Here is a 15251-nt window from a genome sequence, read left to right as displayed (position 1 = left end):
TTATGCTGTACATAATAACAGTGAATTAGCATGCCACGAAGTAATAAATCAAATTGAGTAAACTTGTGCCGGAATTCAAACCCGTTGTGACGCCGACAGATAATCCAACGACCAATAATCATGTAAAGGGACGAGTATTAACTCGTCATGCTATTTATCGGCATGGACAATTAGTCCTTCAATATTATATTAAAACCGCTCAAGGACCTGTATTAGCAGAGCTGTATCACAGTGAAGTGATCTGTTTCTGCCGTCAGCAAGATGTTAATCAATTAAGTCAAAAAGTCGGCTTTACCCTTAAGGCTGAGTCGATATCATTGATGAGCTTTGCACATGAACCTATCAGTGCCTTGTATCTTAAATCAAATACCCAATTGAAATTACTCAGTCGCATAGCTAATGATATCGGTATTACTTTATTTGAAGCCGATATTAGGTCTGAGCAACGCTACCTTATAGAACGTTTTATTGCCTTAGATATTGAGTGTTCAGGGCATTATCAACAGCGTAATTCAACTTCAACGATTCCTTTGTTATCGATTAATCGGGCTAGAAAAATGCCCGCCAACGAACTTGTTGATATCCCTTTGAAGATGGTTTCACTGGATTTTGAGTGCAGTTTTACGGGTGAACTTTATTCGGTTGGTTTATATGGTGCCGATTATCAATGTGTGTATATGGTGGGCGAACCGCAAGCAGAATGTCATGACTTCATTGTTTGGGTAAAAAATGAGATTGAACTGATACATCATTTAATAGCGTGGTTTAGCGACTATGACCCCGATATTATTATTGGCTGGGCAGTAGTGACCTTTGATTTAGCCTTGTTGTTCAAACGCTGTGTTTTACATCAAATTCCATTATTAATTGGTAGAGGTAATAGCGAACTGAGCTGGAAAGTGGCTGACAAATATCGGCCGGAAACATTATCTTTACCTGGGCGTGTGGTTTTGGATGGTATTGATTGGCTTAAAGCGGCGTTTTATCAGTTTGATAGTTTTTCGTTAGAATCGGTATCGAGGCAGTTATTAGCCGAAGGTAAAGCCATTGATCATGTTGAAAATCGTGGCCAAGAAATTACTCATTTATTTGAACAAGATAAAAATGCATTGGCTTTTTATAATATTACCGACTGCCGACTAGTGTGGGATATTTTTGAAAAAACACAGTTGTTAGATTTTGCTCTTGAACGCGCCAAGTTAACGGGCTTGGAGTTCGGCCGCGTGGGTGCATCGATTGCTGCATTTTATCATTTGTATTTACCTCACTTACATCGAAGTGGCTTTGTGGCCCCCGCACAACCCGCGAGCCAAGGTTTAGAAAGCCCTGGCGGATATGTTATGTCCTCTATACCGGGTTATTATAAAGATGTTTTAGTATTAGATTTTAAAAGTCTATATCCGTCGATTATTAGGACATTTCTTATCGATCCTAAAGGCTTAGTTGAAGGACTCTACGCGAGTGAAGTAAAAGGTGATGCAACGACAGTGGCTGGATATTTAGGTGCTCAATTTAGTCGGCAATCGCCTATTTTACCTGCATTAGTTGCCAGCCTTGCAGAGCAAAGAGAACTGGCCAAACGAGATAAAAATGCGCCGTTATCGCAAGCGATAAAAATTATTATGAACTCATTGTATGGCGTATTAGGCTCTCGAGGTTGTGTATTTCATGATGCTAAGTTAGCCAGTTCGATTACCATGCGCGGTCATCAAATTATGAAACTCACTAAGCAATGGATAGAAGAGTGCGGTTATCAAGTGATTTATGGTGACACCGATTCTACCTTTGTCTGGTTAGGAGATAATCATGGGATTAAAGATATCCAAGCGGTTGGAAAACATCTTTCTGTATCAATAACCGAACGTTGGCTTGCATGGTGCGCAGAAGAATATCAATTAGACAGTTATCTTGAGCTGGAGTTTGAAACCCACTTTGAACAATTTATTATGCCTACCTTAAGGGGCTCGGATGAAGGCAGTAAAAAGCGTTATGTCGGCGCAGTGTCAAATGATCAGCAACAATTAACTCTAACCTTTAAAGGTATGGAGCAGGTGAGGAGTGACTGGAGCCCTATTGCAAGAAGGATGCAGTACCATTTATATGAATTGTTTTTCAAGGGCGAGGATGTTATTGATTATTTGAGTAACGAGCTGGCGGCAATTAAGTGCGGTGCTCGAGATAATGAACTTATTTTTAAAAAGCGATTAAGACGCAATGTTGAAGATTATACCGCAAAGTCGTCACCCCATGTTAAAGCCGCAAAACAGCTTGCCGAACTACTCGGTGACGTAAGTGTTACCCGAAAAGGACAACAGATTCGATATATAATGACACTCACTGGTGCACAAGCCATAGAAGCAAAACCACAAAATATTGATTATGAATACTATATTTGTAAACAAATTCAACCTATCGCGGAGCCCATTCTGCAACTGTGTGGCCATAGCTTTGACTCACTGGTGAATAATCAACTTCTATTGCTATAAGTTAACTTACCAACACCCCAATCTTAAGTTTTCAATGTTAATTAACATTGCTTGTTTTTCTTCGTGTCCTTACGTTCTTAATTCAGTAAAGGCAATCAAGCATTATTTGATGACGCACAAACCTCGCAAACCCAATCTACGAAGATTTATCTAGACGATTAATGTTAAGCAATTACTTACATAGCCTTATTTATTAACACTTAACATTTTTATGTTTACCAGAAGTAATAAAAAACTACCTTCTCCATGTTAATAGTTATTTAAAACAATAGGTTAAGTTTTTAACTTTAGACTTGGTATGTTGTTTCGACAATAACTAAACAACTTTAACTTATTGTTTATAAAGTTAAAAAAAATTACCTGTTCATATTTCTTAACAGTTAAAGTTGTTACATTTGATTAACTTTTGCGCTTACGACACTTCAAATGTTGATTAGTTGTTTCAAATGTGATTTTATTGCACCTGTAGTTGAGAGGTTGTGATTGTTTTTTGTTGCATCCCCTCATTGAACTAACACCTAAAAAGGTTGTTAGCATTATAAGAAAGACATAAAAAAGTCCAGGGAGATAGACAATGCATAAGAACGTATTAGCTAAGTCGGTGCGTTTAGCACTGATCAGTGGTGCAGCAGCAGCTGCATTTGCTTCGCCAGCAGTTTTTGCTGCTGATGAAGATGGCGCAAAAGTAGAACGTATTGAGGTTACTGGTTCGCGCATTAAGCGTTCTGACCTTGAAGGCGCTTCGCCAATTACGACCATTACAACTGAAGATATGAAGATGGAAGGTAACTTTACAGTTGCTGATGCACTTCGTAACAGTAACTTGAACTCTTTCGGATCATTCTCTGAGCGTTCAGGTAGTTCTGCACAATCTCAAGCAACTATCAACTTACGTGGTGCAGGCTCGAGCCGTACTTTAGTACTTATTGATGGTAAGCGTTTCCCAGGTTCACCAACGCTAGGTGGTGCATCTGCTAACTTGAACGCTATTCCTATGGCTGCAGTAGAACGTATCGACATTCTTACTGACGGCGCATCTTCTACTTATGGTTCTGATGCAATTGCTGGTGTTGTTAACATCATCATGAAAAAGAATTACCAAGGTCTTGAATTCAACGTTGGCGGTGGCTCACGCGACCAAGACGGCGGCCTAACAAGTAAAGAATTCTCGGTTGTTGCTGGTTATCAAATGGATAAAGGTAACATTACTTTCTCATTCGACCATCAAGACCGTAAAGGTATTTCAGACGCAGATCGTCCATATACTGCGGCGAGCATGACAGACTTCAATGGCGATGGTGAAATCCAAGCTTACGAAGAAACTGCTGGTTGGAGTATCTATGGTGCTACTGTAGCGGCTCCTGACTTTTCTGGTGCACAAGCATCACTATTATGTGATGACTTAGAATCAGAATACGGTTCAAATGTATTCCAAACAGTTAAAGCTGACAACGATTGGAGCCCAGGGTCAACTTACTGTATGTATGCGTTTGCGAACGTTTCTTATAACAAAGCATCTACAGAACGTAACACAGTATATGTTGATGCTAACTATGAAATTGCAGAAGACATCGAATGGTTTAGCCGAGTAATGGTTACTCAAGGTAACTCTACTGGTCGTTATGCTCCTCCAGCAGCCGCTTGGAATGGTATGTCAGCAGATAACCCAAATAACCCATACGGTGAAGAAACAACAGGTTATTTCCGTTGGGTGGGTATTGGTACTCGTGACGGTAACGTAGACGATTACAACCAAGATTACCTAACAGGCTTACGCGGTACTATCAGTGCGTTTAATGATGCTGAGTGGGAAGTTTACTACCACCACAATATCGCCGATAACAAGTCTATCGGTGAGTACTACCTAAGCTATGCAGGTCTTGCTTATAACCAAGCTAATGATATTGATTTAGGCTCTGAAGCCGGCGTCAATAACATGAAAGCTACAACCTTAACACAAGGCCGTGCTACTTTTGATCAGTACAGTGCTGGTATTGGTTTTGATGCATTCGAATTACCAGGTGGTGCAGTTGCACATTACGTTGGTATGGAATATTTCGACCAACAGTTTAGCGAAGTGTATGACGCACAGTCTGAAGCAGGCTTAATTGGTGGTAGTGCAGGTAACTCTGCAGGTGGCGATCGTCAAGTATGGGCAATGTTCTATGAAGCGGTTCTACCGTTAACAGATGATATTGAATTAAACCTTGCAGCTCGTTACGATGACTACAGTGATTTTGGTGACAATGTTGCGCCTAAAGCATCAGTTCGTTGGCAAGCGCTAGAGAACGTTGTTGTGCGTGCGTCTTACTCAGAAGCATTCCGTGCACCATCATTAGATCAGTTGTACGCAGCTACTACATTCAGTGCTGACGATGGTACCGATTACCCATTCTGTCAATCCGCTATACCAGCAATTTCAGACCTTGATTGTAGTGAAAAACAATATGATACTTATATCAGTGCCAACAAAGAGTTAGGCCCTGAAACATCTGAATATATTAACTTAGGTGTTGCATGGGATATCGTTGATGATATCGGTATTAAGGTTGATTACTATAACTTAAATATTGATGACGTAATTAGCCGTCGTAGTATCACAAATGTAATGCGTGGTATAGCTAAAGGTGACCTAGCAACAAGTGATACCTTCTATGTTGAACGTGCTCCAAATGGCGCAGATGGTTCATTAGGTCGTGCACTAGAAGTTGGTACTGGTTACGGTAACGGTGATAAGCTAGAAATTACTGGTATTGATGTTGCTTTAAACGCAAAGTTTGAAACTGCAATCGGTGATATCGGCTTTAACTGGAACAACAGTTTTGTGCTAGATTATATCGAAGAAGTTGAAGGTGGTTCTGATTCTGTAGATACTTCAGGTTGGAATGGTCAACCAGACTACAAGTCTGTATTTACAACTAATTACAGTATGGGCGACCATAGAGTATCTTGGAACATGAACTATACATCGTCTACTTATGAAGATGATGCTGGTAACTATGGCCAATTACTACTAGGTATCAACAACCTAACAGATGAAGATCCTGTGTTAAGTTCTGTAGGTACATTTGATAATCCTGACCTGTATAACAACTACGGTCGTGAATATCGTGCAAGTTATACACTTAAGTTCTAAATTCTGATTAGTTATTAATTAGATATAAGAAAGGCTCCCTCGGGAGCCTTTTTACTTGGTATATTATGTAGCAATATGTTGTTGTTAAGAGGGGAGTGTAAATGAATAGTCACTGGAGTGAATATTGGCAGCAAGGACACACAACTTCATTCGGTGAGGCGTTACCAGGTAATTATCAGGGTATATTGAAAAATATTTGGCAACCGGTATTTAGCGCTCTTACAGAAGGCTTTTTGGTAGTTGATGTTGGCACGGGTAATGGTTCGTTACCGCTGTTATTACGAGATGGGTTATCAAAAGGTGAGCTAACGGGTAAGGTTATTGGTGTTGATTTAGCAGAGGTTACTTTAGCCAACTCAGTAAGTAACAACAATCAAAATATAGACATAGCCTTAATGTCTAATACTCGCTGCGAACAACTTCCTTTTGAACCCAACTCCGTTGACCTTTATATATCTCAATTTGGTTTTGAGTATTCAAATGTCGAGCAGTCACTTGAAGAAGCGGCTAGAGTATTAAAGGACGATGGCCAATTTGTTATTGTTTGTCATCATAAACGTTCAATGATCCTTAACCGTAATAGAAGGATTTTGACGTTAATTGATAAAGCAGAAGTCAATTTATTAATTAATTGTTTAGCTAAAATGGCAAATGCCATGGGCAATATCAGCAATCAAGAAGATGTTGAGCGAATTAAGAAAGACCTTCAATGTGAGCAAATTAGAGCAGAAATTAATCGCTTGATTAAATTATTAGTCATGTTTGATGAGTCGGCCGCTCAGGATTGTGATTTAATGCGTTTCGTGGCTCAGTTTTTTAAAGCTGGATTATTTTGGCCTGTTGCAAAAAAGTTAGAATTTATTGAATTTATTACAATACAAATGGATACGTTAAGACTACGGTTAGCTGAGTTAGTGAACGCTTCATTTGATGAAACTAAATTGGCAACATTTATAGCTAAATTTCACCAAAATAATATGATATTAAATGAACTCAAAGTATTAAATAATGAACAAAATGAAGTCTTAGGTTGGTATTTACATGGTTCAAAATTTATTTAGTAATGAGGAAAAGGCTAAATACATTGTATTATTGAATTGACAACGTTTTATAACTAATTGAATAAAAACAAGTAATATTTTTCTCTTAGCATTAAATTACGACACATTTATGTTGAAGACGTTTATTTATTAACCTTTCGACAACATTAACGCCTCTAACAGCTCTTTCCACAAGTTTTTAAACTTTGCAAATGTTGACATAGGTCAACATTTTGTGAAATGATGCCAACGGGTCTACGCTTTAATAGGTGTAGAAAAGGGAAGAAAAACTAACAATCACAAGAAAAAGACGTGCTTAGTTGAAGTAACATTGATTAACAATTTTAGATCATCGTTATTTTGCAAAGTTGAACTTTTTAATTCACTTCAAATTGGTTGGGAACTATGTCCAAGGTAAGCAATAGAACAAAAATCGCTACTGCACTTGTTGGCGCTCTGGCTTTAGCTGGTAGCAACTTCGTTGTTGCAGATCCTCTAGCTGACGTTCAAAAAGCAGATAGCAGCCTTAATGCTGCTTCAGCTGCGTCACAACAGAAAGTCGACAAATATTTTGACCAAGCACAAGACATGCTTTTTGAGTATGGCAGCGTAGCTGATGAGCGTGAGTCATTGAAAGCATATAATGATTACGTTGCAGGCTTGGTAGCTGATCAACAAAATTCACTTGATTTAATTCAAACTGATATCAACGGCGTGGATAAACTTCGTCAGGGTGTTGTGCCATTAATGTTTAAAATGGTTGACGCTTTAGAGCAGTTCGTAAATTTAGATTTACCATTTAACATTGAGACTCGTCAGAATCGTGTTAAGAATTTAAAAGATATCCTTGATACTGCTGAAGTTACATTGGCAGAAAAATACCGTCTAATCCTTGATGCTTATAGCATTGAGCGTGAGTATGGTAGCTTTGTAGCAGTTCATACCGGTAAGTTAAATCTAGACGGTAAAGAAGTGCTAGTTGATTTCTTCAATTTAGGCCGCGTTGCACTTTATGCACAGAGCTTGGATCAGAAAATAGCATGGATGTACGACGCAGATGCGAAGTCTTGGAATAAGTTAGACGATAGCTACCTACGTGATATTACTAAAGGTATCCGCATTGCTCGTAAGCAAGGCGCTCTAGACCTATTCGCATTACCAATCCCTGCTGCGGAGACTGCACAATAATGAAGAAGTTAATTACATCAGTGCTAGTAGCTGCAACTTTCTCTTTAACAGCTGGTATGGTTTCTGCTGCAGATGCACCAAAAACTATCGGTCAACTGTTACAGCAAGTTAAAGCCGACCGAGCTAACGAAGGTAAGACAAACGCTAAGCGTGAAAGAGAGTTTCAAGCGGAACGTGGCGATAAAGCTGAATTACTTAAGCGTGAAAAAAATGCCCTGTCTGCTGAAAAGCAACGTGGCAAAGATTTGAACCAAGCATTCTTGGACAACGAGCGTAAAATTGCTCAGTTAGAAGAAGACTTAAAAACTGCTCAAGGTGACTTGGGTGAAATGTTTGGTGTTGTTAAAGGTGAAGCCGGTGATTTCGCTGGTAAGTTAGCTGCGTCTAACATCAGTGCTCAGTTTCCTGGTCGTGACACCTTTATTGCTGAATTGGGTGCACGTAAATCACTGCCTAAAATTGAAGAGTTAGAACAATTTTGGGAAGCACAGTTATTTGAAATGGTTGAGTCAGGTAAAGTTGTTAAATTTGATGGTGATGTTACTGCTATCGATGGCAATGTAGTAAATACTGCAATTCACCGTGTAGGTCCTTTCAACTTAACTGCTGAAGGTAAATATGTTGTTTACAAACCTGAACTTGGTTTAATTCAACAATTATCACAGCAACCAGAAGGCTACCAGGTTAGTGCCGTTGATACGTGGGAAAATACTACTTCAGGTGTTGCTCCTTTCTATATCGATCCAGCTCGTGGCGTGTTACTAAACATCTTTACTAACAAAGCTAGTTTAGAAGATCGTTTAGAAGCCGGTGGAACGATTGGTTACATCATTCTTGCATTGTTAGCATTAGGTATGTTGATTGCGGTTGAGCGTTTAGTGACTCTGACTATCATTGGTACTAAAGTTAATAGCCAACGTAAAAACATCGAAAACCCTGGTAACAACGCTTTAGGTCGTATTCTAAAAGTATACCAGTCAAATAAAGATGTTGATGTTGAAACGCTTGAGCTAAAACTTGATGAAGCTATCTTAAAAGAAACACCAGCTTTAGAAGCTCGTATTTCAATCATCAAAGTTATTGCAGCTATCGCTCCTATGATGGGTCTACTGGGTACGGTTACCGGTATGATCGCAACCTTCCAATCTATTCAATTATTCGGTACTGGTGACCCTAAATTGATGGCTGGTGGTATTTCTATGGCGCTTATTACGACTGTTCAAGGTCTTATCGCTGCATTGCCTCTAATGTTATTACATGCAATCGTAGTTGCTCGTAGTAAGTCTATTGTTCAAGTTCTTGAAGAACAAAGTGCCGGTATCATTGCAGAACATGCTGAGAAGAGGGCTGACTAATGATGCTAATCCTGATGGACGTATGGGATTCCGTCAGGGGCTTCATGGCCTCCGGAGGCGATGTCCTCTGGCTGGTTGCAGCAGTGCTATTCCTAATGTGGGTGTTAATGCTTGAACGTTATTGGTATCTAAATTGGATATCTCCAAAACAACATCAAGCCGTTATCGCCTCATGGGAAGCAAGAGAAGAAACAACTTCTTGGCATGCTCACCGTATCCGTGAAGCTTGGGTATCCCAAGCGAAGCAAGATTTGAATGCACGTATGCTGTTAATCAAAACCCTAGTAGCCATTTGTCCAATGATTGGTCTATTAGGTACTGTAACCGGTATGATTTCAGTATTCGATGTGATGGCAGTTCAGGGGACGAGTAATGCTCGTTTAATGGCCGCTGGTATCTCTATGGCCACAATGCCGACAATGGCAGGAATGGTTGCAGCTCTATCGGGTGTTTTCTTTAGCACACGTTTAGACTCAAAAATGAGAATCAGTTTAGAAAAGCTAAAAGACAGCATGCCTCACCACTAGAGAGAGATTGAACATGGCACGTAAGAAGCATTCCACTATGGAAGAGGAAGCGCAAATTGATATGACCCCGATGCTAGACATCGTGTTTATCATGCTGATCTTCTTTATTGTAACAACATCGTTTGTTAAGCCATCAGGCTTAGACTACAACAAGCCTAAAGCGTCACAGGCTACGTCTAAACCTTCGGCGAACATCTTTATTGGTATCAGTAAAACTGGTGTCATTATGATGGAAAACCGTCAGGTTGATATCGAACGTGTAACTGCAAACGTAGAACGTATGTTGGCGGAAGCACCTGAAGCAGCCGTACTGATTCAAGCAGACAAAGACGCTTTACATGGTTTAGTCGTTAAAGTGCTTGATAACGTTAAAGCTGCAGGTATCGATAAAATTTCAGTATCAGCGGGGAATGAGTAATATGCTAAGAGCACTCGTATCAATAATCATTGGTGCTGCAGTGACTTTTGGGCTGTTTGCTTTCATGGCTTTCCTGGTCGGCGGCGGCGCACAACGCAACGGCGACTCAGTGGAATCCCCTGTTATTGAAATTACGATGGATAAACAGGATTCGAAGGCACAGAAAAAACCAAGGGTTACACCTAAGCCACCTCCACCACCGGAGCAGCCACCGAAGCCGGATACTACTCCGCCTGATTCATCATCTAATATTGACACTAATATGGCGTTCAATATGGGTGGAATCGAATCTGGTGGACCAAGTACTGGTTTCAAGCTTGGTAACATGATGACCCGTGATGGTGATGCTACCCCTATCGTTCGTATTGAGCCCCAGTATCCAATTGCTGCTGCTCGTGATGGTAAAGAGGGTTGGGTTCAACTTACCTTTACAATTAACGAACTAGGTGGTGTTGATGACGTTTCTGTTATCAAAGCTGAACCTAAGCGTTTATTCGATCGTGAAGCGATTCGCGCATTGAAAAAATGGAAATACAAACCAAAGATTGTCGATGGCAAGCCATTAAGACAAAGTGGTATGACAGTACAACTGGACTTCACACTAGAGAAGGGAGGTAGATAATGCGTAAAGTTACTAGTATCGCTACAGCGTTATTACTTTCAGTCTGCGGAAGTGCATTATTGTCTAGCTCTGTAGTTGCTGCGGAAAAGTGTGAGATTGACAAACGTCAATCTCGTGCTGTTGGCGAAAGCGCTGCAAAAAAAGTTCAAAAATCTTTTGAAGCATATACCGAAGGGAATTTAGACCAAGCGATTGCAATTTTGCTTGAGGCTAATGCTAAAAACGATTTCGACAAAGCGTATGTCGATCGTATGTTAGGTAACTTCTATGCTGAAAAAGGTCAGATGAAGACAGCAATCAAATATTTAAAGACTGCTGTTGATGCTGACATTCTTGGTGGTACAGATCATGCTGCAACAATGCGTTTGTATGCTGATTTGTTATTACAAGAGAAACAGTTTAAAGAAGCGATTCCATATTATTACAAGTGGATGGATTTTACCTGTAAGGCTGATGCGCAAATGTATCGTCGAATTGGTATTGCCTACACTGAGTTAAAAGATTGGAATAAAGTACTGCAAGTTGCTGACAAAGGTTTAACTTTAGCTGAATCGCCTGATAAAGGCTTGTATCAAATGAAGTTAACCGCTTTCTTCAACCAGAAAAAGTACAAAGAAGCCGTAAAAGTGTTAGAAACTATGGTGCCTTTGTTCCAAGACGATAAACGTCTCTGGGTTCAGTTAGCTCAGTTTTACTTGATGACTGAAGACTATGATAAATCACTAGCAACATATGATTTAGCATATAAAAATGGCTTTTTAGAGACGGACAGTAATATTACTCGTTTGGCTCAATTGTTAGCGCAAAAAGGTTCGCCTTATAAAGCTGCTACCATTTTTGAAAAGCACATGAAGTCTGGTTTAGTTGTTGAAAGCGAGAAGAGTTTAACTACACTCGCTGGTTTTTATCATAATGCTAAAGAGCTAAAAGAAGCTGCTTACTATTATGGCAAAGCTGCTGCAGTTAGTAATAAGGGTGAACTGTATTTAAAACAAGGTCGTATTCTTGCTTTAGAACAAAAATACAATGAAGCTATTCCGGTGCTTAAAAAAGCACTTGATGCTGGTATTGATAACCCGGGTGAAGCTCAATTTGAGCTAGCTTTAGCATACTTGAGCCTTAAAAAGTATAAGTCTGCTTATAACCGTGCAGTTCTTGCCGCTAATGATAAAAAGACTGAACGCAGTGCTAAGAGCTATATTTCTTATATCAAAGAAAAAGCTCGGATTCACAACGTAACGCTTTAATCTAAGCTTGATTTAAAAAGCCCCTTTTTAGGGGCTTTTTTATTTTCTCATGAAAATGCTCTCATCATTCTTATTGTATTTAGGCTATTAATTTTGCTGTATTAATGGCTCGAATCTTATTGAATTAACGTATTGACTGATATTCGAAATCAATAAATTGTTAGATAGTGTGTATTTGATGAAGTTTAGTTTCATGTACCGCCATGCAAAGATACAATAAGTGAAATGATGATGTCTGCTTAGTCATGTATGGCATATAGTAACGATATTACATATTAGAAATACGTTATCCAGAACGAGTAAGCCTGATTGTAAGTGTATTTTATACACTTAAGTAGACAAGGTCGGGCATTGTTAGTGAGAGCTTATGTTGTGCTATCTAATAATATGCTCAGGTGTAGAGTAGTGGTGATTGGGCGTGAGATAAATTCACTTCTAATTAGGATACTCATACGTGGTAATGAAACCCCCATATCCTGTTTTTTTTAAGCGTAATAACTAAATCATATTTTTATCGAGATTAAATAGTTAACCTCGACTCGGGTTAAGAGATTGGATAAGTAAGGCAAAATGACAACATTTGTCCTATGTCATATCAAACTGGTCATTTGTTTTGCTAACAAGGTGTATTGACGCGTCAATAGCTAGTCTATTGCAAGTCGATATAAAACAGTTAGCCAGACAAGGAGCGTTTGATAACTGTTTTTATCCTGAGCTCAGGTGAGTTACATCGAGATAAATCGACACGCTAATAAGGCGTGAGTTAAATTGTGTTAAGGAATAATAAAAATGAATAAAACATTGCTGGCATTGACTGTGTCCTTATTATTGGTCGCTCAAGGTTGTTCTGAAGCGACTACTGTCTCATCTACGCCTGAAACCCCCGCCGAACCTAGTGCTGCCGTTATGCCTCAATCTGCCTCAGAGCAGTATTTGACAATGGTTGATAATTTTTTTAATGATCAATTAAAGCTTGAGCCGATTTACGCCACCTTTGTGGGAGTTAATGACTATAACGACCAATTCGGTGGAGCATTAACTGAAGAGTATTTAAAGGCTCGTCATAATTTAAATAGCCGTTACTTTAGTCAAGCTAAAACGATTGATGTTGATAAGCTTCCTGCATCACTTAAGTTGAGTTACGACATGTTTATTTATGATCGTAATATGGAGCTTATTGGCGAAACTTATCCAGAGTACTTCTTACCTATTAATCAGTTTTATAGCACAGTATTTACTATGGTCCAGTTGGGCAGTGGTGAAAGTGCTCAACCATTTAAGACTGTTGAAGATTATCAAAATTGGTTAGGCCGCTTACGTGGGTTTATTAACTGGACTAAACTTGCACAGCAACGTATGGATGAAGGTATAGCAAGTAAAGTTGTACTACCTCGAGTGCTTGTCGAGCGGATTATTCCTCAGTTAGACGCTCAACTTGTTACAGATGCACAGAGTAGTTTGTTTTATTCCCCAATTAATTTACTGCCAGAAAGCTTTACTGCTGAGCAAAAAACACAATTAACCACTGAATACTCGCAACTTATTGATTCTGAACTATTACCTGCATTGACTCAGTTACGAGACTATGTAAAAGATGTCTATTTACCCAATTCTCGTGCTTCAGATGGTTGGTGGGGACTGCCAAATGGTAAAGATTGGTATCAACATTTAGCTAATAGCCATACAACAACAACTTTGTCAGTGGATGAAATTCATCAAATTGGTCTTTCTGAGGTTGCACGCATTCTATCTGAGATGGACAAGGTCAGAGAACAAGTTGGTTTTAAAGGTGATTTAACTGCATTTTTTGCTTCTTTATCTTCAGAGCCGCAGTACTTTTTTACTGACCGACAAGATTTAATTGATGGCTATATGACGATTAAAGAGCATATAAATCAAGTATTGCCTCGGTATTTTAATGTGATGCCCAAAGCTGATTATATTGTTAAGCCTGTAGAGAGTTTTCGTGAGAAATCTGCCGCTGGCGCATCGTATGAATCACCAGCAGTTGACGGTTCACGCCCAGGTGTTTTTTATATCAATACTTACAACTTAAAAGCACAACCCAAATGGGGTATGACAACCTTGTCATTGCACGAAGCTGCTCCCGGTCATCATTTTCAGATTGCCATTAAGCAAGAGTTAACTGATGTTCCACAGTTTCAGCGCTTCCAGGGTTACACTGCATTTGAAGAAGGTTGGGCGTTGTATGCAGAGTACTTAGGGATTGAGATGGGCGTATTTAACGACCCATATCAGTATTTCGGCAAGTTATCTGATGAAATGTTAAGAGCAATGCGCTTAGTCGTAGATACAGGACTTCATGCGAAAGGCTGGAGTCGTGAACAAGCTATTCAATACATGAAAGACAATTCTCCAATGGCGGAGTCTGATATTGTTGCAGAAGTGGAGCGTTACATGGCCATACCAGGCCAAGCACTATCTTACAAAGTCGGTCAGTTAACTATTTTGCGCTTACGAGCGGATGCAGAAAAGGCCTTGGGTGAAAAATTTGATTTAAAAGGTTTTCATGATCAATTACTCACGTCAGGATCATTACCAATGGCGGTGATGGAAAACAAAATTGCTGATTGGATAAAAGCTGAACTAGCCAAATAAATGCCGTAAAAAGGACGGTGACTTATGTATGTCATCGTTCTGTCATTATGTTAGTGTTACATTTTTATTTTATATTATATTTTAGGAGCCAAATTATGGTACAAGCAACTGCTAGACACTTACTCGTAAGCACTCAGGAACAATGCGAATCACTCAAGCAACAGATCGAAGCTGGTGCTGATTTTGCTGACGTAGCCAAGGCAAATTCTTCTTGCCCATCTGGTGCGCAGGGTGGCGAGTTAGGTTCTTTTGGACCAGGCATGATGGTTAAAGAATTTGACGAAGTGGTATTTAGTGCACCATTAAATGTTGTTCAAGGCCCAGTAAAAACTCAATTTGGTTTTCATTTACTTGAAGTGACCAGTCGCGGCTAGTCATTATTGAGTCCGTGATAAATAATGGCAGCTTAGGCTGCCATTTTTATTGAAAAAAACTAGAGGGTATATGGACATAAATCTTTATAGTGATCGGCTGAAATTACGAAATTTGCACAGTAGAGATTGGGCATTTTTTTTACGTTTACATCTTGATAAAGGCCCCCTGTGTCAGGATAGTTGTCGCCTCAATTAATTTACAAATAAACAGGGAGCGGTAAGTTACAGCAAGTGAATTA

Annotated in this window: 11 protein-coding genes; all 11 read left to right on the top strand. The window is 39.4% G+C overall.

Features of this window, described 5'->3' with window-relative positions:
• Positions 1–65: 65 nt before the first annotated feature.
• On the top strand, positions 66–2486 hold the full coding sequence (locus tag AAEY99_RS14985) for a DNA polymerase II (RefSeq protein WP_351011025.1): 2421 nt from the start codon (positions 66–68) through the stop codon (positions 2484–2486).
• A 574-nt stretch (positions 2487–3060) separates the two neighbouring features.
• Positions 3061–5622 (top strand): TonB-dependent receptor plug domain-containing protein, encoded by a 2562-nt coding sequence (locus tag AAEY99_RS14980; RefSeq protein ID WP_351011023.1) that lies wholly within the window; start codon positions 3061–3063, stop codon positions 5620–5622.
• Between the two features lie 101 nt (positions 5623–5723).
• Entirely contained in the window at positions 5724–6683 is a 960-nt protein-coding gene (locus AAEY99_RS14975) for a class I SAM-dependent methyltransferase (RefSeq protein WP_351011021.1), read from the top strand.
• 384 nt (positions 6684–7067) lie between these two features.
• Complete coding sequence (locus AAEY99_RS14970; RefSeq protein ID WP_162022714.1) at positions 7068–7850, top strand: DUF3450 domain-containing protein; 783 nt, start codon at positions 7068–7070, stop codon at positions 7848–7850.
• A complete protein-coding gene (locus tag AAEY99_RS14965; protein WP_101087812.1) occupies positions 7850–9205 on the top strand; it encodes a MotA/TolQ/ExbB proton channel family protein in 1356 nt (451 codons plus the stop codon). The genes AAEY99_RS14970 and AAEY99_RS14965 overlap by 1 nt, the downstream gene beginning before the upstream one ends.
• A complete protein-coding gene (locus AAEY99_RS14960) occupies positions 9205–9732 on the top strand; it encodes a MotA/TolQ/ExbB proton channel family protein (protein WP_011638074.1) in 528 nt (175 codons plus the stop codon). The genes AAEY99_RS14965 and AAEY99_RS14960 overlap by 1 nt, the downstream gene beginning before the upstream one ends.
• Before the next feature lie 13 nt (positions 9733–9745).
• Positions 9746–10150 carry an ExbD/TolR family protein gene (locus tag AAEY99_RS14955; RefSeq protein WP_011638073.1) on the top strand — a complete coding sequence of 135 codons (405 nt, stop codon included), beginning with the start codon at positions 9746–9748 and terminating at the stop codon, positions 10148–10150.
• A 1-nt stretch (position 10151) separates the two neighbouring features.
• Positions 10152–10772, top strand: a complete 621-nt coding sequence (locus tag AAEY99_RS14950; protein WP_101087814.1) for an energy transducer TonB — start codon at positions 10152–10154, stop codon at positions 10770–10772.
• Positions 10772–12019 (top strand): tetratricopeptide repeat protein, encoded by a 1248-nt coding sequence (locus AAEY99_RS14945; protein ID WP_162022715.1) that lies wholly within the window; start codon positions 10772–10774, stop codon positions 12017–12019. The genes AAEY99_RS14950 and AAEY99_RS14945 overlap by 1 nt, the downstream gene beginning before the upstream one ends.
• Positions 12020–12808: 789 nt before the next feature.
• Complete coding sequence (locus tag AAEY99_RS14940; protein ID WP_351011019.1) at positions 12809–14638, top strand: DUF885 domain-containing protein; 1830 nt, start codon at positions 12809–12811, stop codon at positions 14636–14638.
• Positions 14639–14733: 95 nt separating this feature from the next.
• Positions 14734–15012, top strand: a complete 279-nt coding sequence (locus AAEY99_RS14935) for a peptidylprolyl isomerase (protein WP_101087820.1) — start codon at positions 14734–14736, stop codon at positions 15010–15012.
• Positions 15013–15251: the final 239 nt, after the last annotated feature.

This window comes from Shewanella sp. S1-58-MNA-CIBAN-0166 (assembly GCF_040310085.1).
Classification (GTDB): domain Bacteria; phylum Pseudomonadota; class Gammaproteobacteria; order Enterobacterales; family Shewanellaceae; genus Shewanella.
This window is presented reverse-complemented; position numbering and strand designations above follow the sequence as displayed.

What these genes read in the sequence shown, in the direction of transcription:
- AAEY99_RS14980 (WP_351011023.1), top strand. Translation starts at nt 3,061, where the DNA reads ATGCATAAGAACGTATTAGCTAAGTCGGTGCGTTTAGCACTGATCAGT.
- AAEY99_RS14975 (WP_351011021.1), top strand. Translation starts at nt 5,724, where the DNA reads ATGAATAGTCACTGGAGTGAATATTGGCAGCAAGGACACACAACTTCA.
- AAEY99_RS14970 (WP_162022714.1), top strand. Translation starts at nt 7,068, where the DNA reads ATGTCCAAGGTAAGCAATAGAACAAAAATCGCTACTGCACTTGTTGGC.
- AAEY99_RS14965 (WP_101087812.1), top strand. Translation starts at nt 7,850, where the DNA reads ATGAAGAAGTTAATTACATCAGTGCTAGTAGCTGCAACTTTCTCTTTA.
- AAEY99_RS14960 (WP_011638074.1), top strand. Translation starts at nt 9,205, where the DNA reads ATGATGCTAATCCTGATGGACGTATGGGATTCCGTCAGGGGCTTCATG.
- AAEY99_RS14955 (WP_011638073.1), top strand. Translation starts at nt 9,746, where the DNA reads ATGGCACGTAAGAAGCATTCCACTATGGAAGAGGAAGCGCAAATTGAT.
- AAEY99_RS14950 (WP_101087814.1), top strand. Translation starts at nt 10,152, where the DNA reads ATGCTAAGAGCACTCGTATCAATAATCATTGGTGCTGCAGTGACTTTT.
- AAEY99_RS14945 (WP_162022715.1), top strand. Translation starts at nt 10,772, where the DNA reads ATGCGTAAAGTTACTAGTATCGCTACAGCGTTATTACTTTCAGTCTGC.
- AAEY99_RS14940 (WP_351011019.1), top strand. Translation starts at nt 12,809, where the DNA reads ATGAATAAAACATTGCTGGCATTGACTGTGTCCTTATTATTGGTCGCT.
- AAEY99_RS14935 (WP_101087820.1), top strand. Translation starts at nt 14,734, where the DNA reads ATGGTACAAGCAACTGCTAGACACTTACTCGTAAGCACTCAGGAACAA.